This window comes from Rhizobium sp. N324 (genome assembly GCF_001664485.1).
Lineage (GTDB): Bacteria > Pseudomonadota > Alphaproteobacteria > Rhizobiales > Rhizobiaceae > Rhizobium.
Window position 1 is genome coordinate 3,932,085 of record NZ_CP013630.1, and the last position, 22,875, is coordinate 3,954,959.

General features: G+C 62.4%; 22 protein-coding genes and 1 pseudogene. 16 read left to right on the forward strand and 7 right to left on the reverse strand.

The features are described from left to right. Positions 1-151: 151 nt before the first annotated feature. The 5 genes from ykgO to AMK05_RS19055 all read left to right on the forward strand — a co-directional run bounded on the left by ykgO (position 152) and on the right by AMK05_RS19055 (position 5,104). The gene (gene ykgO, locus AMK05_RS19035; protein WP_003582204.1) at positions 152-277 is read left to right on the forward strand and encodes a type B 50S ribosomal protein L36; all 126 of its coding nucleotides are present in this window, start codon (positions 152-154) and stop codon (positions 275-277) included. Positions 278-389: 112 nt separating this feature from the next. Further along, positions 390-998 (forward strand): hypothetical protein, encoded by a 609-nt coding sequence (locus AMK05_RS19040; protein WP_064840670.1) that lies wholly within the window; start codon positions 390-392, stop codon positions 996-998. A gap of 116 nt (positions 999-1,114) precedes the next feature. Further along, positions 1,115-2,170 (forward strand): alpha/beta hydrolase, encoded by a 1,056-nt coding sequence (locus AMK05_RS19045; RefSeq protein WP_064840671.1) that lies wholly within the window; start codon positions 1,115-1,117, stop codon positions 2,168-2,170. A gap of 102 nt (positions 2,171-2,272) precedes the next feature. Next, positions 2,273-4,009, forward strand: coding sequence for a gamma-glutamyltransferase (ggt, locus tag AMK05_RS19050; protein WP_064840672.1), 1,737 nt, complete (start codon positions 2,273-2,275; stop codon positions 4,007-4,009). Between the two features lie 120 nt (positions 4,010-4,129). Then, a complete protein-coding gene (locus AMK05_RS19055) occupies positions 4,130-5,104 on the forward strand; it encodes a threonine ammonia-lyase (protein WP_064840673.1) in 975 nt (324 codons plus the stop codon). Positions 5,105-5,199: 95 nt separating this feature from the next. Here the strand turns inward: AMK05_RS19055 and AMK05_RS19060 are convergent. Beyond that, positions 5,200-6,000, reverse strand: a pseudogene (locus tag AMK05_RS19060) (phytanoyl-CoA dioxygenase family protein). Positions 6,001-6,234: 234 nt separating this feature from the next. Beyond that, complete coding sequence (locus tag AMK05_RS19065; RefSeq protein ID WP_064840674.1) at positions 6,235-7,128, reverse strand: LysR substrate-binding domain-containing protein; 894 nt, start codon at positions 7,126-7,128, stop codon at positions 6,235-6,237. Between the two features lie 115 nt (positions 7,129-7,243). Here AMK05_RS19065 and AMK05_RS19070 point away from each other — a divergent pair, with 115 nt between their 5' ends. Genes AMK05_RS19070 through AMK05_RS19080 form a run of 3 tightly spaced genes read left to right on the forward strand, consistent with a single transcriptional unit; the run spans position 7,244 to position 8,618 of the window. Then, positions 7,244-7,663: a tautomerase family protein gene (locus AMK05_RS19070; RefSeq protein WP_064840675.1), complete on the forward strand. Its 420-nt coding sequence runs from the start codon at positions 7,244-7,246 to the stop codon at positions 7,661-7,663. Next, entirely contained in the window at positions 7,660-8,064 is a 405-nt protein-coding gene (locus AMK05_RS19075) for a cupin domain-containing protein (RefSeq protein WP_064840676.1), read from the forward strand. The genes AMK05_RS19070 and AMK05_RS19075 overlap by 4 nt, the downstream gene beginning before the upstream one ends. Continuing rightward, complete coding sequence (locus tag AMK05_RS19080) at positions 8,061-8,618, forward strand: DUF4865 family protein (RefSeq protein ID WP_064840677.1); 558 nt, start codon at positions 8,061-8,063, stop codon at positions 8,616-8,618. The genes AMK05_RS19075 and AMK05_RS19080 overlap by 4 nt, the downstream gene beginning before the upstream one ends. Positions 8,619-8,620: 2 nt before the next feature. On the opposite strand, the gene AMK05_RS19085 is transcribed toward AMK05_RS19080, so the two are convergent. The 3 genes from AMK05_RS19085 to AMK05_RS19095 form a co-directional block, all read right to left on the reverse strand. Next, on the reverse strand, positions 8,621-9,256 hold the full coding sequence (locus AMK05_RS19085; protein ID WP_064840678.1) for a LysE family translocator: 636 nt from the start codon (positions 9,254-9,256) through the stop codon (positions 8,621-8,623). A gap of 129 nt (positions 9,257-9,385) precedes the next feature. Further along, positions 9,386-10,825, reverse strand: coding sequence for a pyruvate kinase (gene pyk, locus AMK05_RS19090; RefSeq protein WP_064840679.1), 1,440 nt, complete (start codon positions 10,823-10,825; stop codon positions 9,386-9,388). Continuing rightward, complete coding sequence (locus AMK05_RS19095; RefSeq protein ID WP_088937611.1) at positions 10,825-11,310, reverse strand: DUF1036 domain-containing protein; 486 nt, start codon at positions 11,308-11,310, stop codon at positions 10,825-10,827. The genes pyk and AMK05_RS19095 overlap by 1 nt, the downstream gene beginning before the upstream one ends. 211 nt (positions 11,311-11,521) lie before the next feature. Here AMK05_RS19095 and AMK05_RS19100 point away from each other — a divergent pair, with 211 nt between their 5' ends. From AMK05_RS19100 to AMK05_RS19110, 3 genes are all read left to right on the forward strand, one after another. Continuing rightward, complete coding sequence (locus tag AMK05_RS19100) at positions 11,522-12,310, forward strand: N-formylglutamate amidohydrolase (protein WP_064840680.1); 789 nt, start codon at positions 11,522-11,524, stop codon at positions 12,308-12,310. Positions 12,311-12,339: 29 nt separating this feature from the next. Next, the gene (locus AMK05_RS19105; protein ID WP_064840681.1) at positions 12,340-12,645 is read left to right on the forward strand and encodes a DUF1244 domain-containing protein; all 306 of its coding nucleotides are present in this window, start codon (positions 12,340-12,342) and stop codon (positions 12,643-12,645) included. Positions 12,646-12,735: 90 nt separating this feature from the next. Then, positions 12,736-12,999, forward strand: a complete 264-nt coding sequence (locus tag AMK05_RS19110) for a DUF2312 domain-containing protein (RefSeq protein ID WP_003585771.1) — start codon at positions 12,736-12,738, stop codon at positions 12,997-12,999. A 161-nt stretch (positions 13,000-13,160) separates the two neighbouring features. On the opposite strand, the gene AMK05_RS19115 is transcribed toward AMK05_RS19110, so the two are convergent. Together AMK05_RS19115 and AMK05_RS19120 are read right to left on the reverse strand one after the other, a co-directional pair. Continuing rightward, a complete protein-coding gene (locus AMK05_RS19115) occupies positions 13,161-14,999 on the reverse strand; it encodes a DUF882 domain-containing protein (protein ID WP_064840682.1) in 1,839 nt (612 codons plus the stop codon). 178 nt (positions 15,000-15,177) lie between these two features. Next, positions 15,178-16,722, reverse strand: coding sequence for a sigma-54-dependent transcriptional regulator (locus tag AMK05_RS19120; RefSeq protein ID WP_064840683.1), 1,545 nt, complete (start codon positions 16,720-16,722; stop codon positions 15,178-15,180). A gap of 206 nt (positions 16,723-16,928) precedes the next feature. On the opposite strand from AMK05_RS19120, the gene AMK05_RS19125 reads away from it, so the two are divergent. From AMK05_RS19125 to AMK05_RS19145, 5 genes are all read left to right on the forward strand, one after another. Further along, positions 16,929-18,782, forward strand: a complete 1,854-nt coding sequence (locus AMK05_RS19125) for a M3 family oligoendopeptidase (RefSeq protein WP_064840684.1) — start codon at positions 16,929-16,931, stop codon at positions 18,780-18,782. Positions 18,783-19,145: 363 nt separating this feature from the next. Next, the gene (locus AMK05_RS19130; protein ID WP_064840685.1) at positions 19,146-20,300 is read left to right on the forward strand and encodes an aminodeoxychorismate synthase component I; all 1,155 of its coding nucleotides are present in this window, start codon (positions 19,146-19,148) and stop codon (positions 20,298-20,300) included. Next, positions 20,297-20,926: an aminotransferase class IV family protein gene (locus tag AMK05_RS19135; RefSeq protein ID WP_064841444.1), complete on the forward strand. Its 630-nt coding sequence runs from the start codon at positions 20,297-20,299 to the stop codon at positions 20,924-20,926. The genes AMK05_RS19130 and AMK05_RS19135 overlap by 4 nt, the downstream gene beginning before the upstream one ends. Before the next feature lie 2 nt (positions 20,927-20,928). Further along, positions 20,929-21,213 (forward strand): YciI family protein, encoded by a 285-nt coding sequence (locus tag AMK05_RS19140; protein WP_064840686.1) that lies wholly within the window; start codon positions 20,929-20,931, stop codon positions 21,211-21,213. Between the two features lie 189 nt (positions 21,214-21,402). Further along, a complete protein-coding gene (locus AMK05_RS19145) occupies positions 21,403-22,854 on the forward strand; it encodes a homospermidine synthase (RefSeq protein WP_064840687.1) in 1,452 nt (483 codons plus the stop codon). Positions 22,855-22,875: the final 21 nt, after the last annotated feature.

Consider the following 22,875-nt stretch of genomic DNA (forward strand, 5'->3'; position numbering starts at 1 on the left):
GCCTTGGGAAAAACACCGTCATGCGGTTGACACGGAAAAGGTGACGGGGTATCTGCTCCCCCACCTAAACAGCGCGCCCGACGGCGCGCTTTTGATTGTTAAAAGATACGGGCGAATGTGAATTCCCCCACAGAGATCGCGGATCAGAAAAATGAAGATCAAGAATTCGCTCAAGTCGCTCAAGGCTCGCCACCGTGACAACCGTCTGGTTCGCCGCAAGGGCCGCATTTACATCATCAACAAGCTGAACCCGCGCTACAAGGCTCGTCAGGGCTGATTTCGCGCGCGTCCGGATCGCTTCGCCCGCGCGGCTTGCGTCGGCAGATATCCGGTGGGTCACTGCGGTGATCACGTCAAATTTGTTTGATCTTCGGCGTTGGCGGGCTAATATGTCCGCCATGCGCTTTTTTGCTTTGACGTCAGCGGCGCTGCCGCTCATCCTCTTCACCGCCACCTTTCCGGCCACTGCGGCGGAAAAGGACGTTATCGTCGAGCAGGCGGATGTCAATTCCTCCCCGAAACAGCACCTCGACCAGCTCTTCAGCCAGCTGAAACGCGAGCGCGATCCCGACAAAGCCAGCGGCATCGCCAATGAGATCCGCATGGAATGGAACGATTCCGGCAGCGCCACCATCAACCTGCTGATGCAGTGGGCCGACAAGGCGATCGAGGAAAAGCGCAATCCCGCCGCCCTCGACTTCCTCGACGAGGCGATTGCGCTGAAACCCGATTATGCCGAAAGCTGGAACCGTCGCGCGACGCTGAATTTCGTCATGGGCAATTATCGCAAGTCGATGTCCGATATCGAACGCGTGCTCGATCTCGAGCCGCGCCATTTCGGCGCGCTCTCCGGCCTGGCGGCGATCCTCAGCAATTCCGGCAACGACCAGCTGACCTTGAAGGCCTGGGAGCGTTTTCTTGATATCTATCCCGCCGAACGTACCGCGCAGGAACAGGCCAACACGCTTGCGGAAAAACTCGCCGGCAACCGCACTTGATCCTCGGGGCGTGATCTTGATCGCCGGTCAAGCCGCGCAATCTAGAACCGGAGACGGGAAACGACGCAAGGCGTCCGCTCTCCGCAAAATAGCCACAACTATCGCCCGTTAAGATCATGCTTGCAGAAGTTTCCGCTCTTCTCGCCCCGCTCGCCGCCGCCATTGGTTACTCCTCCTACAAGGCGCGGCAATTCGAGCGTACCTATCCGAATATCGGCGAACTGACGGATGTCGGCGGTTACCGCATGAATGCCGTCCATATCGAGCCTCCCGAAAATGCCGATCTGCCGGCCCTCGTCTTCATTCACGGCGCCAGCGGCAATCTGCTCGACCAGGTCGTCGCCTTCCGCGCCGCACTCGAAGGCCGGGCGGAAATGCTGTTCGTCGATCGTCCCGGTCACGGTTATTCCGAACGCGGCGGCCCTGACAACGCCGCGCCCTCCGGTCAGGCCGATGCGGTCGCCAGGCTGATGGAAAAGCGCGGCATCGAAAAAGCTATCATCGTCGGCCATTCCTTCGGCGGCGCGATCACCGCCGCCTTCGGCCTGCGCCATCCCGACAAGACCGCCGGTCTGCTCTTCCTGGCGCCCGCTACCCATCCCTGGCCGGGCGGCATCGACTGGTATTATCACGTGGCCACCGTGCCGGTTCTCGGCTGGCTCTTCAACCACGCGATCGTCGTGCCGCTTGGGCTGAGCCGGCTGGAGCGCGGCACGCTGAACGTCTTCCGCCCCAATCCGCGCCCGGCCGACTACATCGAAAAGACCGGTCCGTCGCTGGTGCTGCGACCCGACGCTTTCCACAACAACGCCGCCGATTTAAAAAGACTGCTTGCCTATGTGAAGCAACAGTCGCCGCTCTATGCGCAGATCACCGCACCGACCGTCATCATCACAGGCGACAGCGACGCGATCGTCTGGGAGCACCTGCATTCGCGCGGCCTGGCCCGCGATATAGCAGGCTCCGAACTCATCACCGTTCGCGGCGTCGGCCACAAGCCGGATTATCTTGCAACCGATGTCGCCATTGCCGCCATCGAGAAGATCGCCGGCAAGCCGCGCGACCTGCAGGCGATCGCCCGCCGCGCCGAGGAGCGGCTCGCCGCCGCATCCCCCGATCGGACGGTCGCGACGACGCCGTCGTTGAGGCCAGGCGCCCTGCACGGCGCATGACTTCGTCGGCTTCGGAACTCGTCACATAAAACCAATCGCTTGCATTGCCGCTAGCTGCCGCAGCCCCATATCTCTCCATCATTGTCCATAGGAGGGGAATTCATGGGCCGCCTGCATATCGGGACGATCTCCGTCATTGCGACACTGTCGCTGAGCCTGACCTCGGCCTTCGCCGCCTCGCCGGCCCCTGTCGAGGCAGAGCACGGCATGGTCGTCACCGCCCAGCATCTGGCGACCGATGTCGGCGTCGAGGTGCTGAAGAGCGGCGGCAATGCTGTCGACGCGGCCGTTGCCGTCGGTTATGCGCTGGCGGTCGTCTATCCCTCGGCCGGCAATCTCGGCGGCGGCGGCTTCATGACCATTCGGCTGAAGGACGGCACCAAGACCTTTCTCGATTTCCGCGAACGCGCGCCGCTTGCCGCCACGAAAACCATGTATCTCGATGCCAAGGGCGATATCGTGCCGCGCGCCAGCCTGGACGGTTATCTTGCCGTCGGCGTTCCTGGCTCGGTCATGGGCTTCGAAACCGCACGCGAGAAATACGGGACAAAGCAGCGCCAGGATCTGATCGCGCCGGCGCTCCGCTTCGCCAGGGAAGGCTACACCCTGGAACAGGGCGATGCCGCAAGTTTCGCCGGCAGCGCCAAGCGCCTCGCCAAAGACGAGGCGGCGGCGAAGATCTTCCTGAAAGCCGATGGCAAACCTTATGCATCGGGCGAAACGCTCCAGCAGCCCGACCTTGCCGCGGTCCTGGCAGCCATATCCGAAAAAGGTCCGGACGCTTTCTACAAGGCGGCGCCCGCCGAGGAGATCGTCAAGGCAAGCCAGGCCAAAGGCGGCATCCTCGCCAGGCAAGATTTCGAGGAATATGCCGTGCGCGAGTTGAAGCCGGTCGAGTGCAATTATCGCGGTTACGACATCATCTCCTCGCCCCCGCCCTCCTCCGGCGGCGTCATCATCTGCGAGATCCTCAACGTTCTCGAAGCTTATCCGCTTTCCTACCTGGGTTACGGGTCAGCCGATACTGTGCATGTCATGGTCGAGGCCATGCGCTACGCCTATGTCGATCGCAACGCTGCGCTCGGCGATCCCGATTTCGTCGAGAACCCGGTCGCAAAGCTCACCGACAAGGCCTATGCCAAGGAGATCGCCGCCAAGATCGATCCCTACAAGGCCGGCATTTCGGCCAACCTGAAACCGCTCGGCGGCAAGGAAAGCACCGAGACGACGCATTATTCGATCATCGACGACGAGGGTAATGCGGTTGCCGTCACCTACACGCTGAACGGCTCCTTCGGCGCCGCCGTCGTGGCCCCTGGCACCGGCGTGCTGCTCAACAACGAGATGGACGACTTCACCTCCAAACCCGGCGTGCCGAACCTCTATGGCCTCGTGCAGGGCGAAGCCAATGCCATCGCACCGAAGAAGACGCCGCTCTCCTCGATGAGCCCGACGATCGTCACCAAGGACGGCAAGCCCTTCATGGTGATCGGCAGTCCCGGCGGCTCGCGCATTATCACCATCACGCTGGAGGCGATCCTCAACGTCGTCGATTTCGGCATGGATATCAGCCAGGCGGTGAACGCGCCGCGCATCCACCATCAATGGCAGCCCGACAAGGTCTATCTCGAACCCTATGCGATTTCGCCCGACACAGAAAAGACCCTCGCCGCCATGGGTTACAGCTTCGACGGTGGCAATGATGCGCCGCTTTGGGGCCAGGCCGCCGGCATCCTCGTCGGCGGCAAAAGTCTCGCCGCCATCGAAAAGGGCGGCGGTGCGCGGTATAATGGCGCCATGGACAGCCGGGCCACAGAAGGCTCTGCGAACGGCTACTGACGGTCGGCAGCAGCCGACAAACGCGATGGGCCATTCGTGTCACGGTGACAAAGTCGCCGTTCACAATTGGCTTGCCGCACCCTAAGCATGAGCGAACCCCGCAAGCAGGACGATTCCCGAATGGTCAGCATTGAAATGATTGTCGCCGCCCGCGCCCGTCTGCGCGGTCACGCGAGGCGCACGCCGCTTCTCTCCTCTCCCTTCCTGAACCAGATCGCCGGCAGGCGCCTTTTCGTAAAGGCCGAATGCCTGCAGCATTCCGGCTCGTTCAAGTTTCGCGGCGGCTGGTCGGCCGTCTCCGGTCTCGATCCGGCGGTACGCTCGAGGGGTGTCATCGCCTTTTCCTCCGGCAACCATGCCCAGGGCGTCGCGCTTGCCGCCAAGCTGCACGATGTACCCTGCGTCATCATCATGCCCAGCGACGCACCGAAGCTGAAGATCGCCAACACCCGCGCCTTCGGCGCCGAAGTGGTGCTCTACGACCGTGTTGCCGAGGATCGCGACGCGATCGGCGCCAAGCTCTCGGCCGAGCGCAGCCTGACGCTGATCAAGCCTTTCGACGAACCGCTTGTCATCGCCGGCCAGGGCACGACCGGCCTCGAAATTTCCGAGCAGGCGGAAGAGGAAGGCGTGAAATCAGCCGAAGTCCTCGTGCCCTGCGGCGGCGGCGGATTGACCTCCGGCATCGCGCTCGCGCTCGAAGCCAGCGCTCCCGGCTTTCGCGTCCGCCCCTGCGAACCGAAGGATTTCGACGACACCGCCCGCTCGCTCGCCTCCGGCCGGATCGAACGCAATGCGTCGATATCAGGCTCGCTCTGCGATGCGATCCTGACGCCACAGCCCGGCAATATCACCTTCCCGATCCTCAAGCGCCTCGCCGGCGCCGGCATCGTCGTCACCGACGAGGAGGCGCTGCGCGCCATGGCGCTCGCTTTCGTCAGGCTGAAGATCGTCGTCGAGCCCGGCGGCGCCGTAGCACTCGCCGCCGCCCTCTTCCATGGCGAAGCGCTGGAAAGCGACACGATCGTCGCCGTCACATCGGGCGGCAACGTCGATTCCGACATCTTCGCCATGGCACTCGAACGCTTCGGCTGAGGACATCGTCAGGCAACCGGCCGCCGGCAACGTCCGATGATAAATGCAGGTCGTAGGGCATCCGGCTCTCACAAGCCGGATGCCGCATTCAGCCGTCAGATGGAGTGAAGCGCCCGGCGGATTGCCATCTCGACCGGCGAATAGGCGCCGTCCTCCCGTTCAAGCCGAAGAGGTTCGGAAGGTGCCAGGCCGGGCTGCGCCATGAAGCGCGGTTTTTTGCCGCGATGCTTTTGCGCTGCATGGATAAGGAACGGATGGCACAGATAGACCGTGCCCGCCTGCCCTGTCGCCAAGGCCAACGGCCGGTCTTCGCCGACATGCTCCGGCCTCAGATGCGCCATACCCGCCTCGCCCGCCGGTGCCAAAAGGCGGGCGATATCCTTGTGCGAGCCGATGCGGATGCGGGTCGGCGCATCCTCCTCTCTGACATCCGAAAACAGGAAAAGCATCAGCAGCGCCCGCCCGCGCGAGGTGACGTTCACCCGCCAGGCGGAAAAGTCGCGTTGCTCGTTCGGATCGGATGCCACACCGGGAAAGCTCAGATCGACATGCCAGCCGGCATCGCCGGGATCGTCTGGATAGGGAAATCGCACCGGGAACTGCCAAGCCCGGTGCGTGGCTCCCAGCGCCCTTTGCCGGCAAGCTGGTCGAACGCCGAATGCAGTACCGGTGTGTTGACGGCTTTCTCGAACGGTCCTCCTCCATAGCCGGCAAGCCGCACGACGGGCTGCGTCCACGTTCTTGGCTCATCCGCATCGAAGGGTATTATCGCGCCACATGATGGCACGAGCTTCCTCCGCCAATTCGCGGGGAAAAGCTTCGTCGATCCGGATAAGGCCATCCTCGATGAATTGCTCGATCTGCGCAGCGCTCAGCGCCGGCGGGTAAACATTGATGTCATGAAATATCTCTCTATCGCCAAACCTGCAGGCTCTTTCCTTGGCCAGATGCAGGGTGGTTACACTAACGGCAACGCGCCAGCCGCGAAGGCTGGTAATCGACCGCATCTTCCGATGCCCGAAGGCAGAGCTTTAAAGGCTCAAGAAGAAGGCCGTGGCGATATTGAGAGTGATCATCTTCATAACAAGCCAAAGCTATAGCCCCGCGACCGCAGGGTCAATGCGAAGATGTCAGGCCGTCTCGCTGAGCGCGCCATGCACCGACTGCAGCACGAGCTCGGCAAGCCGGGCCGCAGCCGGCTGCGGTTCGGGTTCGGCGCGATGCAGGACCAGACCGAGCTTTGGCAAATCAGGCAGGCCGATCGTCTCCGGCGCCAGCGGCCGGACCTTTGCCGGCAGGCCGATCGGTGTGCGGATGGTGATGCCGAGACCGGCCGCCGCCGCTGCCCAGAGACCGCCGAGGCTTGGGCTGACGAAGGCGAGTCGCCAGGAAATGCCGGCCTCGTCAAGTGCCCGGGTCGCCGCGCTGCGCATCAGACACGGCGCCTCCAGCGAGGCGAGCGGCATCGGTTCGCCACTTGCCACATGCCAGCCACGCGATCCCTCGGCAGGTCCGATCCAGCGCATCGGCACCTCGCCGATCCGCTCGCAATGCGCCGTCAGCGCGCCGTCGCTCCAGGCAAGCGCCAGATCGAGCTTGCCTGCGGTGACGCGCTCGAGCAGTTCGGCATTGCGCACCACCCGCGCCTCGATCCGCACTTTTGGATGCGCCCGCGCGAAGCGGCCGAGCACCTCCGGCAGCAGGGTCTCGCCGAAATCCTCCTGCAGGCCGAGCCGCACCCAGCCTTCCAGCTCGATGCTATGCACGGCCGCCGCCGCCTCGTCGTTCAACTCCAGCAGCCGCCTGGCATAACCCAGCATCGTCTCGCCGGCATCGGTGAGCGCCAGCCCGCGTCCCGCTTTGCGGAAGATCGGCGTGCCCGCCTGCTCCTCCAGCTTCTTCAGCTGCGCGCTGACCGCCGAGGTGGAGCGTCCGAGCTTTTCGGCCGCCTTGGCGAAATTGCCGAGCTCCATGCCGGTCGAAAAGGTGCGCAGCACATCGAGATCGAAGATCGTCCGTCGCATCGATAGTCCCGATTTTCAGGATCACTTGTTCATAATATTCTGATTTTCAGCATCACCGTGCCGTGCGATGGTGCTGCTGTCAAGGCCGACGACGGCCTGAACCATGGAGATCCCGATGCCCTTCGTTCGCATTTCCCTTCGCAAAGGCAAGTCGCCGGACTATCTCGCCGCACTCGCCGACACCATCCAGCGCGCCCTGGTCGAGACCTTCGACGTGCCGGAAAACGATCGTTTCCAGGCGATTCATCAGCATGACGAGAACGAGCTGATCTTCGACCGCGGCTATCTCGCCGGCCCGCGCTCCGCCGATTTCGTCTATATCTCGATCACCATCGGCAGGCCCCGCACTGCCGAGATGAAGGCGGCCCTCTATCGGCGGCTCGCCGATCTGCTCAGCCAATCGCCGGGCCTGCGGCCCGAGGACGTGATGATCGTCATCAGCACAAGCGCCCCGGAAGACTGGTCCTTCGGCGACGGCATTGCCCAGATGACCAACGCCGATTGGCGGTCGCAGGCGGCCGGAGGCCAAAGATGAGCGCTTCGAACCCGAAGACGATGGCCGTCAGGCGCCCCGGCAAGGCGATCCACTCGCCCGACGGTGTCGCAACCGCGCCTTTCTGGGTCGAGATGCTGCTTGAAGGCAGCGCCGACGGCGAAAACACCGCGATGCGCGCCACACTCGATCCCGGCACCATCACCCGCTGGCATACGCACCCTCGAGGCCAGTTACTCTATGTGCTTTCAGGGCATGGGCTGGCGCAGTGCAAGGATGGTCCGGTCGAGGAACTGCGCGCCGGTGATGCCGTCTGGTTTGCGCCCGGCGAGCGCCATTGGCACGGGGCTGCCGATGACAGCCCCTTCAGCTATCTCAGCATCCAGGCGACGGATAACGGCAGCATCGTCGAATGGCTGCAGCCGGTGGAGGCACGGTCATGATCGCCATGCAGTACAGCTTCACCTTGCCCGCCGATTACGACATGTCGATCGTCGACCGGCGCATCCGCGACAAAGGTCCGCTGCTCGACGGCTTTCCCAATCTCGGCTTCAAGGCCTATCTCAGCGCCCGTAAGGGCGAATTCGGCAGCCGGGACAATCTTTATGCGCCCTTCTACCTCTGGCAAAGGCCGGAAGGAGCGAGCGACTTCCTCTGCGGCCCGGGATTTGCGGCGCTCACCGGCGCTTTCGGCTGGCCCCAGGTAAAAACCTGGATCATTTGGCAGGCGGAAATCTCGCCCGATATCGCTGCAGCCAGGTTCGCCACCCGCGAGATCCTGCAAATCGAGCCGTACGCGCCGCTTGCCGAGATCCGCCGCGCCGAAAGCGCTGAGACTGAAGCTGATGTTGCGACAGGCGGCGCCCTTGCCTCCATCTGCGGTTTCGAACCGACGACATGGACGCGGGTACGCTTCAGCCTATGGCGAGCGATCCCCGAGTGCGGCGCGCACATGCAGGCCTATCGCCTCGGTCACCTATCCCTGGCTCGAACCTGAACTTAAACGGTTGCCCGGCGATGGAGGGCGAGCGAACCGGCCAGCGCCAGCAGCGCACCGCCGCAGGCACGCTCCAGCCAGAGGGCGCCTGAGGTTTTCAGGAAGCGTAACGCCTGCGAGCCGAAGAAGGCGTAGCCGAACATGATGAGGAAATCGAGGGCGGCAAAGGTGAGCGCCAGCAGCGCATATTGGGTCGCCTGCGGCAGGGCGGGGTCGATGAACTGCGGCAGGAAGGCCGAGAAGAACAAATAGCCCTTCGGATTGGTCGCCGCGACCATGAAGCTCTTCAGTGCGATCGAAACGGGCGACACCGCCCCCGCAGGCGCGCCGGACTTCAGCACTGCATCGATCGTGCCCTTCGAGCGCAGCAGCATGATGCCGAGAAAGGCGAGATAGGCAGCGCCCGCCCATTTCAGCATCGAGAACCAGAATTCCGATGCCGCCAGCAAGGCGCCGAGCCCGATCGCGACGGCGCCGATCAGCACGAAATCGGAAAGCACCGCGCCGATCATGCCGGCAGCTGCCCGCCGCAGGCCATGCCGCGAACCGTTGGTCAGCGCCAGCAGCACCGTCGGCCCCGGTGTGGCGATGCCGACGAAGGAAACGGCTGCGAAAGCCAGAAGCGTGACTATATCCATAGTGATCCCTCCCAATCCAGGGAGCGAAACTTGCATGCGCCGCAGCCCTTGGCAATGCCGCCCCGTCGACGAAAAAGCCCGCCACCTCCGCAAGCGGGAGACGGCGGGCTTCGAACGGATGCGATCGGATCAGATGCCGCTCTGGCCGTCGGAACCGATATAGGCGATGCGGATCATGTTGGTGGCGCCGGGCGTGCCGAGCGGCACACCGGCCGAGATGATGATGCGATCGCCCGGTTTGCCGAAGCCCTCGTCCGCGACGATGCGGCAGGCGCGGTTGACCATGTCGTCGAGATCGGTCGCGTCATGGGTGACGACGCAATGCAGGCCCCAGACGACGGCAAGGCGGCGTGCCGTCTTGATGATCGGCGACAGCGCCAGGATCGGCACCTGCGGACGCTCACGCGAGGCGCGAAGGCCTGTCGTGCCCGACGAGGTGTAACAGACGATCGCCGACAGCTTCAGCGTTTCGGCGATCTGGCGCGCGGCGAGCGAGATCGCATCGGCGCCGGTCGCTTCCGGCTGGGCCCGCTGGGCATAGATGATGCCGGGATAATGCGGCTCGCGCTCGATGGCGGTGGCAATCGACGCCATGGTCGAGACGGCTTCGACCGGATAGTCGCCCGAGGCCGATTCGGCCGAGAGCATGACGGCATCGGCGCCTTCGAAGACGGCGGTCGCGACGTCGGACACTTCGGCGCGCGTCGGCACCGGGGCGGAGATCATCGATTCCAGCATCTGCGTGGCGACGACCACCGGCTTGCCCGAACGGCGGCAGGCGCGGATCAGCTGCTTCTGGATGCCGGGAACGGATTCAAGCGGCATTTCGACGCCGAGATCGCCGCGGGCGACCATCAATGCGTCGGAAAGCTCGATGATTTCCTCGATACGTTCAAGGGCCTGCGGCTTTTCGATCTTCGACATCAGGCCGACGCGGCCACGGGCGATCTTGCGCACTTCTGCAAGGTCGTCGGGACGCTGGACGAAGGACAGCGCCACCCAGTCGACATCGTCGGTGGCAAGCACGGCGTCGAGATCGGCGCGGTCCTTATCCGTCAGAGCGCCGACGCCGAGCAGCGTGTCGGGAAGGCTGACGCCCTTGCGGTCGGAGATGCGCGTGCCCGAAATAACGGTGGTGACGATGCTCTTGCCGTCGCATTTTTCGGCGCGCAGCGCCAGCTTGCCGTCGTCGATCAGCAGGCGGTGGCCAGGCTGCACCGATTCCAGAATTTCGGGATGCGGCAGATAGACGCGGTTCTGATCGCCGAGCGCTTCGTTGTTGTCGAGCGTGAAGGTCTGGCCGGGCTTCAGGTCGACCTTGCTGTCGACGAATTTGCCGACACGCAGTTTCGGTCCCTGCAGATCGGCGAGAATGCCGATCGGCCGGCCGGAGCGGGCTTCGACCGAGCGAATGCGCTGGATCAGCGTACGCATCATGTCATGGTTTGCATGGCTCATATTGATGCGGAAGACATCGGCACCGGCCTGGTGCAGCTTCTCGATCATCGATTCCTCAGCGGAGGCGGGCCCGAGGGTGGCGAGGATTTTAATTTTGCGATTACGCTTCATCAATTCTGGCTTTCTTGCGTCCCTGGGGTGTCGGAGAGTTGGACCATCCAGCTGCCCTGGCGGCCCGTATCGTATTCCTTGAATCCCATCTTCTGGTAACCGCGGGCATAACAATCCTGCACACCCGTGATCTTGAACTCGTTTTCCGCCACGCACATCTGCACGTCACCCGTCCAACGTCCTCCCCGGGCGGCGTCCTCTGCGTAGAGGTAATAATAACGCGATTGCAATTCTCCCTCGATCAACGTGGCGCAGGTCGTTGCCGGCACCTGCCACCAGCCTTCCGTCATCCAGCCATCCTTGGCCCGATAGCCGATCGCGACGCCGACGAGATTTTGCGTTCCGTTGCAGACGCGAAAATCGGCGCGTGCGGCATCTGCAATAAAAAACGGCATGACAGCTGCAAGAGCGAACAGAGCGAGACGGACCAGCGGTCCGGACCGCGTGAGGAAACTTGGCGCGGCTTGGATCAACACGGCTCCCAAATAGCTCCACGGTTATTCGTATCCGTGTCTTCTTGCGCCGCCGTCAAGCGAAAGTCAACGCAATGCTAATCGATTATATTTCCTTTCACAAACCGCCCGTCGAGGGTTCGGCTCAGCCTCTGTCCGACTGCGGCGCTTGAACGTGACGCAGACGCATGCGATCACTGCGCCCGACCGCGCCCGACGACCCAATGACGATCGGTAATTCCTGATGGACGACTTCCAATCCTTCGAAATCCTATCCGGCAAACATGACAAAGGCATGGTGATCCTCGCCGATCACGCGATGAACCGCCTTCCCGCGAGATATGGCCGGCTCGGCCTGCCCGAGACGGCTTTCGCCCGTCACATCGCCTATGACATCGGCATCGAGGGTCTCACGCGGCAGCTTTCGGAAAGCCTCGGCGTCCCGGCGGTGCTCGGCGGCTTCTCGCGCCTGCTGATCGACCCGAACCGCGGCGAGGACGATCCGACGCTGATCATGAAAATATCCGACGGCGCCGTCATATCAGGCAATCATCCGGTCACGCCGCAGGAATGGGACGACCGGATCGCAACCTTCCACCGCCCCTATCACCATGCCGTGGCCGCAACGATCGACAGTGTGGCGAACGCCACCGGCCGGGCGCCGCTGGTGCTGTCGCTGCATTCCTTCACGCCGGCCTGGAAGGGCGTTCCCCGCCCCTGGCACGTCGCCGTGCTCTGGGACAGCGACGGCCGAGTCGTCGCTCCGCTGCTCGACCTGCTGCGCGCCGATCCCGATCTCATCGTCGGCGACAACGAACCCTATGACGGCGCGCTGAAGGGCGATACCATGTACCGCCACTGCATGATGACAGGCATTCCGCACGCGCTGCTCGAGGTGCGCCAGGATCTGATTGCGGACGAGGCCGGCATATCCGCATGGGCCGAACGCCTGACGCCGATCTTTGCGGCGATGAATGCCGATCCCGCCTTGCACGAATACGACGTCCACCTCTCGCGCACGGGTCCTTATTAAAGGCCCCTCTTAATAGAAAGGAGAGCGGGATGAGCACGCTCAGCAAGAAACAGCAGACTGAATTCGAGGCCGCCGCCTTCCGCCGCCTCCTCGCGCATCTTCGCGACCGCGGCGATGTTCAGAACATCGACCTGATGAACCTGGCCGGCTTCTGCCGCAACTGCCTGTCGAACTGGTACCGCGAAGCCGCCGAGGCCGACGGCGTCCCGATGACCAAGGACGAATCGCGCGAGATGGTCTATGGCATGCCTTATGAAGACTGGAAGAATCTTCACCAGAACGAGGCCTCGCCTGTGCAAAAGGCTGCTTTTGAACTGAACAACCCGCACAAATAGCTTAGGCGGCCGACAACGGGCTTGACCGTGACGCCGCTTCACGGCAGTCACGTGCCTTCAAAATTGATCATCCCCAACCAGGAGAACACGATGTCTGATGCTCATGGCGTCGCCCGCGACCAGCTTCGCGCTTTCATCGAGCGCATTGAACGGCTGGAAGAAGAAAAGAAGACCATCGCCGACGACATCAAGGACGTCTATGGCGAAGCCAAGGGAATGGGCTTCGATACCAAGATCCTGAAGAAGGTCGTGGCGCTGCGCAAAAAGGACGAGCAGGAGCGCATGGAAGAGGAAGCTATCCTCGACACCTACCTGCACGCGCTGGGCATGATCGAGTCGCCGCCGGAAGGCTGATACGCCTCGCACCGCTGATAATGCCGACAAGCCGCTGGAGCGATCCGGCGGCTTTCCTTTGTCCGTAGGCGCCGGCTCGACAGCCATCTGCCGTGTCGACCCGCCAAAAGAAAAACCGCCGGATCGCTCCGGCGGTTTTTGATATTTCCTGATCGGCGAACTCAGTTCGTATTGAACTTGCGCACTTCCATGAAGTTGACAGCCGTGCCGCTGAAGCGGGCAGGATCGACCGAAGCGGTTTTGACATTGAAGCCCTCGGCATAGACAGCGGTCGGCTGGGCGCGCATCGTCTGGCTGACGAAACGCGGTGCCTTGACCTGCTTGGAGGCCATTTCGAGGCGGGCATTGGTCAGTGCCCATTGCGAGATCATCTTTTCCGTCAGCTTCGGCTCGGTCCGAACCGTCGTGCGGCTGGCATCGGCTGCGGCGGCTTCCTTCTGCGTCGGGCGGCGGCCCTTGGCGGGAAGTCCCTGGCTCGCGGCGCTATCGGCGGCCGGTTGGTCGAAGCCGTCGCCAAAGCTTGCCGATTTGGTCATCGGCGGCGCCAGGGCTGCGAGCTCGAGCGGCGGCTTTGCGGCAGGCGCCTTTTGCGTCATCGCGGCATTGATCGCCTGCTCCACCGTCATCTCAGGCGCCTTCGCGATCTGACTTTCCCCCTCGTTGCGCTGCTGCTCGAGCGCATCGGCAACGGCGGGAGACAGAGCATCCTGTTCGGCTTCGTCGGCCTCGGCTTCCGGATCGGCATCGGCCGCGGCAAGAAGGTTCTCGGCAACGGCAGGGCGTTCGATCGGCGTCGGAACCGGCAGGCCGTTGTTGCCCATCAGCGACGCAACCTCGGCATCGCCAGGCGCGCGGCGCGGGCCGAGAAGCGAGGGAACCGGAATGCTGTAGGCGCTGAGATCGGCAAACTGCTGCGGCTGGGCCTGATCGGCCGGAAGGGCCGCTGCAAGAGCCTGTTGCGCGGCGTTACCCGAAGGCGGCGCGATGAGCGCGCTCGCCACGTCGCTGCCGGCCGGCTGATTGCTGAATGCCGGGCGAACCTGCGGCACCGGCGCGTTCAGATCGGCGACTTCGGTCTGCTGCGGCTCGACAGGAGCAGGCTCGGGCGCAGCCTTCGGCGGCGTTGCCTTGGCGACGGCCACAGGCGCCGAATCGTCCGAATCGTCTTCCTGCTCGTCCGCTCCGCCGCCAAACAGCGCAGCAAACAGCGTCTTGTGCTTCGGCGCCGATTCGGAAGCGCTGGCGATCTCGATCTGCGTGCCGCTGACGCGGCGCTTATAGTCGGCCATGGCCTGCTGATAGCCCGGCAGCGGCTTACCGTCAGCCGGAATATGAATGGTGTTGCCGTTCGGGAAAAGCCGGACCAGCTCGTCGCGGCTCATGCGTGGCCAGGCGCGAACGCCGCCGACATCCATATGCACGAAGGGCGAACCCGATTTCGGATAGAAGCCGACGCCGCCGACCTGCATCTTCATGCCGATCCCACGCAAAGTCGCGAGTTTGACGTCCGGAATAAAGAAGTCCATCGCCTTGCCGAGCATATGTTGGCTCTTTTCGGCGACGCCGGAGTTGCGCGAGCGGCCGCGCAGCATCTCGTTGGTACCCGGCGAACGGAAACCGCAGACGACGTTGATATAATCCCGCGAACCGCTCTGGCGATAGACTTCCCAGATCAGGTCGAACAGCCGCGGATCCATCTTCGTCGGCTGGTTCTTGCGCCAGTCGCGAAGGAAGCGGTTCAGCTGCTCCAGACCCTTGGGGTCGAACTTGCCGTTGCGCTTGTAGGTGATCACGGCTTTTTCGCCGGTATGGATGAAATAGAGTTTGAGGCTACGGGTGTCGCCCGCAGCCTCAGAAGGTGTACTAACGAATACCGGTGAGGAAACCGCGACCGCAAGAAGGGCGGCCGCTGCCGTCCTTGCTACCTTTCCGCAGATGTCGGCGCACAACGAACGCCAGCTCAAGCGCGAAGGCTTGGAATTCCCATTCAGATTCGGCAACTCGATCCCCGTCAGACAGACAATGTCCCGTACTGTCTCAGATGACTGTCAAATGCGGTCACACGATGGCAAAAATGCCACACATGATCAACCTTTTCTTTACATAGTGAACGGGCCACTAACAAGTGGTTTATGATCAGTAACAAATCGTGGTTGCCTTAGTCTTAACAAAAAGCGCTTAAGCCGCATCTTTCTGGGGATTATCGGGGTCTATGCCGTAATCTTTCAGTTTGCGATAAAGTGTGGATCGGCCGATGCCAAGTTTCCGCGCCACTTGACTCATTTGCCCGCGATAGAATTTGAGCGCGAATCGGATGAGCTCCTCCTCGACATCGGCAAGCCTGCGCACGTCGCCGGCGGGATTGACGCTGGCGATGGCGTTTTCCGAGGTTTCGGACAGACGGTGGTGCACCTCGCCCGAGATCGACGCCCTGAATTCCTCGCCATAGCTGTCGTCGGGATCGAGGCCGGTATTGTCGGCAACGAGCGCCAGGTGATCCACGACTTCGTATTCCGGCAGCTGGGCGGCGATCTGCGGGAAGTCCCCCTCGGTCAGTTCCGGCCCTTCGGCGAGAACGACCGCGCGGAAGATCGCATTTTCGAGCTGGCGGATATTGCCCGGCCAGTCATAGGCGGTCAGCAAGGCCAGCGCGCCTGAATTCACCGTCATGCGGCGGCCGTTCTTCTGCTCGCTGGAGAAGCGGTCGGCAAAGACCCGCACCAGATGCGGAATGTCTTCCTTGCGCTTGCGCAGCGCCGGAATGGTGATCGGGAAGACGTTGAGGCGATAGTAAAGATCCTCGCGGAAATGGCCGTTCTTGACCTCCTCGATCAGATCCTTGTTGGTCGCCGAAATCAGCCGGACATTGACCTTATGCGCGGTGCGCGCGCCGACGGTCTCGATCTCGCCCTGCTGCACGGCGCGCAACAGCTTCACCTGCACCTCGAGCGGCAGGTCGCCGATCTCATCGAGGAAGATGGTGCCGCCGTCAGCTTCCATGAATTTGCCGATATGGCGCTCGGTTGCGCCTGTGAAGGCGCCCTTCTCGTGGCCAAAGAGAATGCTCTCGACGAGATTGTGCGGGATCGCTCCGCAATTGACCGTGACGAAAGGCTTGTTCGAGCGGTCGCCGCCGGACTGGATGGCACGCGCCACCAGTTCCTTGCCGACGCCGGATTCGCCTTCAAGCACGACCGGGATGTTGGACTGCGCCGCCCGCTGGGCGAGATCGATGACGCGGAGCATCGCCGGACTTGCCGATACGATGTCGTCGAAGCCGACCGAGCCCGAGCGCGACCGGCGTCCGGCCCGTGCCTTCACTTCGCGCTGGTCGAGCTTCATCGCGTTCGAGATCGAGGTGGCGATGCGTTCGGGCGAGACCGGCTTGACGACGAAATCGAAGGCGCCGGCGCGCATTGCCTGCACCACCGTTTCGATGCCGCCTTGCCCCGTCTGCACGATGACGGGAATCTGCGTGCCGAATTCATGAAGCGCGTCGAGGAATTCGAGGCCGGTCATCTCCGGCATCATCAGGTCGAGCACGATGACGTTGAAAAGGCCGCTGTCGCGTTTGACCATTTCCAAGCCGATACGGCCGTTTTCCGCCTGGTGCACGACATGGCCGTGACGCTCGATTGCGTTCTTGAGCAGGCGGCGTTGCACCGGGTCGTCCTCGACCACGAGGATTTGCCCTGCTCCCTTGAGCTCATTGTAACCGGTCATTGTCGCCTCACTTCATGCGAAACCATGAAGCGCACTCTGACAGGAAGGCTTGAACATCCAGTTTTGAGAAACAATTGCATTTTAACGATTGGAACGGGTCGTTTCGTGCCGAAGCGACGCCTTTCATGCGCCGAAAGGCCCTTGATGCCGGGCCTTCTCGCGCTTATTCAAGCAGACCTGTTATGAAAGTGGAGAGGAATTGCCCCATGAAAATCGAGCTCCCGCACGCCCGCCTTCTTTTGTCGGCAGCAGCGCCAGCCGGGCCCTCCGATCCGGGGCTCGGCGATCTGCCGGTCTGGAGGCTGCAGGATCTTTATCCCTCCGCCACCTCGACCGCCTTCGTCGCCGACATGGAAAAGGCCGGCAAGGCCGCGATCGCCTTTGAAGAAAAATGGAAGGGCAAACTCGCCGAGGCGGCGACGAAAGCCGGCGACGAAGGCATCGGCGCCGCGCTGAAGGAATATGAGGCGCTGGACGATATCATGGGCCGCCTCGGCTCCTTCGCCGGCCTCACCTATTTCTCCGACACCACCGATCCGGCCAACGGCAAGCTCTACGGCGACGTGCAGACCAAGATCACCGAATTCTCCGGCCATCTGCTGTTCTTCGCGCTCGAACTCAACCGCATCGACGACGCGGTGATCGATGCCAGCATGGCCAAAGACCCCGCTGCCGGCCACTATCGTCCCTGGCTGGTCGACCTCCGGAAAGACAAGCCCTACCAACTCGACGACCGGCTGGAACAGCTCTTCCTCGAAAAGTCGATGACCTCGGCAGCCGCCTTCAACCGCCTCTTCGATGAAACCATGGCGGAACTGCGCTATGAAATCGATGGCCAAAAAGTGCCGCTCGAAGTGGCGCTGAACATGCTGCAGGAGAAGGATCCCGAGGTGCGCCGCAAGGCTGCCATGGCACTCGCGGCAACCTTCAAGGCGAATATCCGCATCTTCACGCTGATCACCAATACGCTTGCCAAGGACAAGGATATTGCCGACCGCTGGCGCGGCTTCGAGGACATCGCCGACTCCAGGCATCTCGCAAACCGCGTCGAGCGCGAGGTCGTCGATGCGCTGGCTGCGGCCGTGCGTGAAGCCTATCCCCGCCTTTCTCACCGCTATTACAAGATGAAGGCGAAATGGCTCGGCATGGAGCAGATGAATTTCTGGGATCGCAACGCGCCCCTTCCGGAAACCTCCAGCGCCGTCATCTCCTGGCCCGAGGCGAAGGATACGGTGCTTTCGGCCTACGGCAATTTCGCCCCCGAGATGGCTGATATCGCCCGGCGCTTCTTCGACGAGCAGTGGATCGACGCCCCGGTCCGCCCCGGCAAGGCGCCCGGCGCCTTTGCCCATCCGACGGTTCCCTCGGCCCACCCCTATGTGCTCGTCAATTACATGGGCAAGCCGCGCGACGTGATGACGCTTGCCCATGAACTCGGCCATGGCGTGCATCAGGTTCTCGCCGGCGCGCAAGGGGCGCTGATGTGCCAGACGCCGCTGACGCTTGCCGAGACCGCGTCGGTCTTCGGCGAGATGCTGACCTTCCGCGCGCTTCTCGAAAAGACCAGCGACAAGCGCGAGCGCAAGGCGATGCTTGCCCAGAAGGTCGAGGACATGATCAACACGGTCGTGCGACAGATCGCCTTCTACGAATTCGAGCGCAAGCTGCACACCGCCCGCAAGGCGGGCGAACTCACAGCCGACGATATCGGCGAACTCTGGCTGTCGGTCCAGTCGGAAAGCCTCGGGCCGGCGATCAGCATTTCGGAAGGATACGAGACCTATTGGGCCTATATCCCCCATTTCATCCACTCGCCCTTCTATGTCTACGCCTATGCCTTCGGCGATTGCCTGGTGAATTCGCTCTATGCCGTCTACCAGAAGGCCGAGAAGGGTTTTCAGGAGAAGTATTTCGAGCTGCTGAAGGCCGGCGGCACCAAGCATCATTCGGAGCTTTTGAAGCCCTTCGGCCTCGACGCCACCGATCCGTCGTTCTGGAGCCAGGGCCTGTCGATGATCGAAGGGCTGATCGACGAATTGGAGGCTTTGGATAGGGCGTAAGGCTCGGCCAGACTTTAGAGCGAATGCCATGGTGGCCAATCATCCGCCAACCGCATTCTGCAACGTCCACGAGGAATCATGGCGGTACCCCCATCACCCTCATTCCTGTCCTCGGGCTTGACCCGAGGGATGTCACAGGAATCCAGCGCGCCCAAGTCCTTGGGCGCAGGAGACTCCTTGTCTGCCGGAAATGAGTCACTCACGGCGCGGACGCGCCGTGGCCGGATTCCTGTGACATCCCTCGGGTCAAGCCCGAGGACAGGAATGAGTGGAGTGTGGAGCGTGGAGTCTCAGCCTGCCGCTGCATCCCAAAGAACAAAACCGCCGCAGCGATCGGATAGATAAGCAAGATGCGGCGCAACCATGTCTGACCCCTACATTCTCTTCCGCGACGATACGACCAGCCGGGTGATGCTTTTCACCGAACCGGCCGAGATCATCATTGCGCGAACGCGCACCGAATTCTTCACCGCCCTTATCAGAATGGAAGCGGCCAAGGCCGCAGGCAAATGGCTTGCCGGTTACATGGCCTACGAGGCCGGATATCTCTTCGAAGAAAAACTCGCCTCCTTCGCTGGGGAAAATCGCGAAACTCCTCTTCTCCTTTTCGGCGTCTTCGACGCGCCCCACCCGGACACACACCCGCTTGCCCGGCCGAAACAGCGTCTCGAAAACGAAGAGTTCCTCACCGCCCCGAAAGCCGCCTGGGATTTCCCTATATATAAAGAGCGTTTCGACCGGCTTCACGAGCATCTCAGGCTCGGCGACGCCTATCAGGCGAACCTCACCATGCCGGTCGAGGCCCGCTGGAACGGCGATCCTCGCGCTGCCTTCTGGTCGCTGATCGAACGCCAGCCGGTCAAATACGGCGCCCTGATCGATCTCGGCGGTCCGGTCATCCTGTCGCGGTCGCCCGAACTGTTCTTCCGCACCGATGAAGAGGGCTGGATCGAGACCCATCCGATGAAGGGCACGGCGAAACGCGGCGCCAACGCCACGGAGGATGCCGAGATTGTCGCGGCCATGCGCCGCGATATCAAGACGCAGGCGGAAAACCGCATGATCGTCGATTTGCTGCGCAACGATATCTCCCGCATCACCGAGGTCGGCACGCTTGACGTCCCGAAGCTCTTCGACATCGAGACCTATCCGACCGTCCATCAGATGGTCAGCCATGTGCAGGCAAGGCTCATCCCCGGGCTTTCGATCCGCGACATCTTTTCCGCGCTTTTTCCCTGCGGCTCGATCACCGGCGCGCCGAAGATCCGCGCGATGGAAATCCTCCACGCGCTCGAGGATGAGCCCCGCGACGCCTATTGCGGCGCAATCGGCATGGTTTCGCCGAGCGGCGCCATGCGGTTCTCCGTCGCCATCCGCACCATAACGCTGTTTGACGGCGGCCGGGCCGTCTTCAATGTCGGCGGCGGAATCGTCTTCGATTCCACCGCCGAGGCCGAATATGAGGAATGCCTGCTCAAGGCCCGCTTCGCCGTCGGCGATCAATGGATCGCGCGATGAACGATTTTTCGCTGATCGAGACGCTGCGCTGGCAGCCCGGCGACGGTTTTATCCGCCTGCGGCTGCACCTCGCCCGGCTTTCCCGCTCCGCCCGCCGCCTTGGCTTCCCGCAGCCGATCGATGCCGTGGCAAGGCTTGACGAAGCCGTTTCAGCTGCCGTCGGTCCGCTGCGCGTCCGCCTGACCTTCGACGCTCAAGGCCGCATGGAGGTGACGAGCGCCGCCTTCGTTCCGCTGACCCCCGGCACCACTTGGACCGTCCGCATCTCCGAAACCCGTCTGAACTCCGCAGACAAGCTGCTGCGTCACAAGACCACGCGCCGGGCCGCCTACGAGGCCGCGCGCGCCGAATATCCGTCTGCCGACGCCGATGAAGTCATCCTCCTGAACGAGCATGGCGAAGTCTGCGAGGGCACCATCACCTCGATCTTCGTGGATGACGGCACCGGCATGCTGCGCACCCCGCCCGTCTCCTGCGGCCTGCTCGCCGGGGTGCTGCGCACCGAGCTCATCTGCGCGCGCAAGGCCCGTGTCGGCCGCCTCATCCTTGCCGATCTCGATGCCGGCACGCTTTATATCGGCAATTCGCTGCGCGGCCTGATCCGCGCCGACCTTCTGAGGAACTGACCATGTTCATTCTCTCCCTCACCTATATCAAATCTCCTGATGAGGCCGACGTGCATATGGAGCCGCATTTGGCCTGGGTGAAGGAAGGTTATGCCAAGGGCTGGTTCCTCGCCTCCGGCCGCAAGGTGCCGCGCACCGGTGGCGTAATCCTCGCCATCGGCGACCGCGCCGCGATCGAGGCCCATGTCGCCGCCGATCCTTTCACCCTCCATGGCGTCGCCGAATATGACATTTCCGAGCTTGCGGTGACGACGACGGTCGAAGGACTGGAAATCCTCAAACGCTGATTTTACGGAGGCGGGGCGGATGATCCGTCGCCTGCCGGCCTCACCCGCCCGATATTTGAGCTTTCCCCCTCAACACTCTTTATTGTGACGCGGTTTTATGGTTAGAGCCGGTCACCTCGCAATTTCTGCGGCAATTTCAAAAGAATTCTTCGGGCTGCACGCCTTCGTCCCCTTCCATAGGAGAAAAGAATGACGGAACAGAACTATCCGGTATATGCCGAAATTACCGGTCCGATCGTGATGATCGGCTTTGGCTCCATCGGCCGCGGCACCCTGCCGCTGATCGAGCGCCACTTCAAATTCGACAAGAGCCGGATGGTCGTTATCGACCCGCGCGAAGAGCCCTCCGACATGGAGATCCTGAAAAAGCACGGCGTCCGTCACATCAAGGAATATGTCACCAAGGACAATTACAAGGAGCTGCTGAAGCCGCTTCTGACGGAAGGTGAAGGCCAGGGTTTCTGCGTCAACCTCTCGGTCGACACCTCCTCGCTCGACCTTATCAAGCTCTGCCGCAAGCATGATGTGCTCTACGTCGACACCGTCGTTGAGCCCTGGCTCGGCTTCTATTTCGACAAGGGTATGAGCAATGCCGACCGCACCAACTATGCGCTGCGGGAAACCGTGCGCAAGGAAAAGGCGAAGAACCCGGGCGGTGCCACCGCCGTTTCCACCTGCGGCGCCAATCCGGGCATGGTCTCCTGGTTCGTCAAGCAGGCGCTCGTCAACCTCGCCAACGACACCGGCCTGAAGTTCGATGAACCGGACCAGCACGATCGCGAAGGCTGGGCCAAGCTGATGAAGAAGCTCGGCGTCAAGGGCGTCCACATCGCCGAGCGCGACACCCAGCGCACCAAGCATCCGAAGCCGCTCAACGTCTTCTGGAACACCTGGTCGGTCGAAGGCTTCATCTCCGAAGGCCTGCAGCCGGCCGAACTCGGCTGGGGCACGCATGAAGAGTGGATGCCGAAGAACGCCAAGAAGCACAAGAAAGGCAACAAGGCGGCGATCTATCTGGAGCAGCCGGGCGCCAACACCCGCGTGCGCACCTGGTGCCCGACGCCCGGCCCGCAATATGGCTTCCTCGTCACCCACAACGAGTCGATCTCGATCGCCGACTACTTCACGGTTCGCGACAAGGACGGCGAAGTGACCTTCCGCCCGACCTGCCATTATGCCTACCATCCGGCCAACGACGCCGTGCTTTCGCTGCATGAAATGTTCGGCAATGGCGGCACGCCGCAGCCGGTCCACCACGTTCTCGACGAGGACGAGCTGGAGGACGGCATCGACGAACTCGGCGTCCTGCTCTACGGCCATGAGAAGAACGCCTACTGGTACGGCTCGCGCCTGTCGCTCGAAGAAACGCGCCGCATCGCGCCCTACCAGAACGCCACCGGCCTGCAGGTCACTTCAGCCGTTCTCGCCGGCATGGTCTGGGCGCTGGAAAACCCGACTGCCGGCATCGTCGAAGCCGACGAGATCGATTACAAGCGCTGCCTCGAAGTGCAGATGCCCTATCTCGGCCCGGTCGAGGGACACTACACCGACTGGACCCCCCTCGACGGCCGCCCGGGCCTTTTCCCTGAGGATATCGACACCAAGGATCCGTGGCAGTTCAGGAACATTCTCGTTCGCTGAGATCACTCGTGCAAGTTTAAA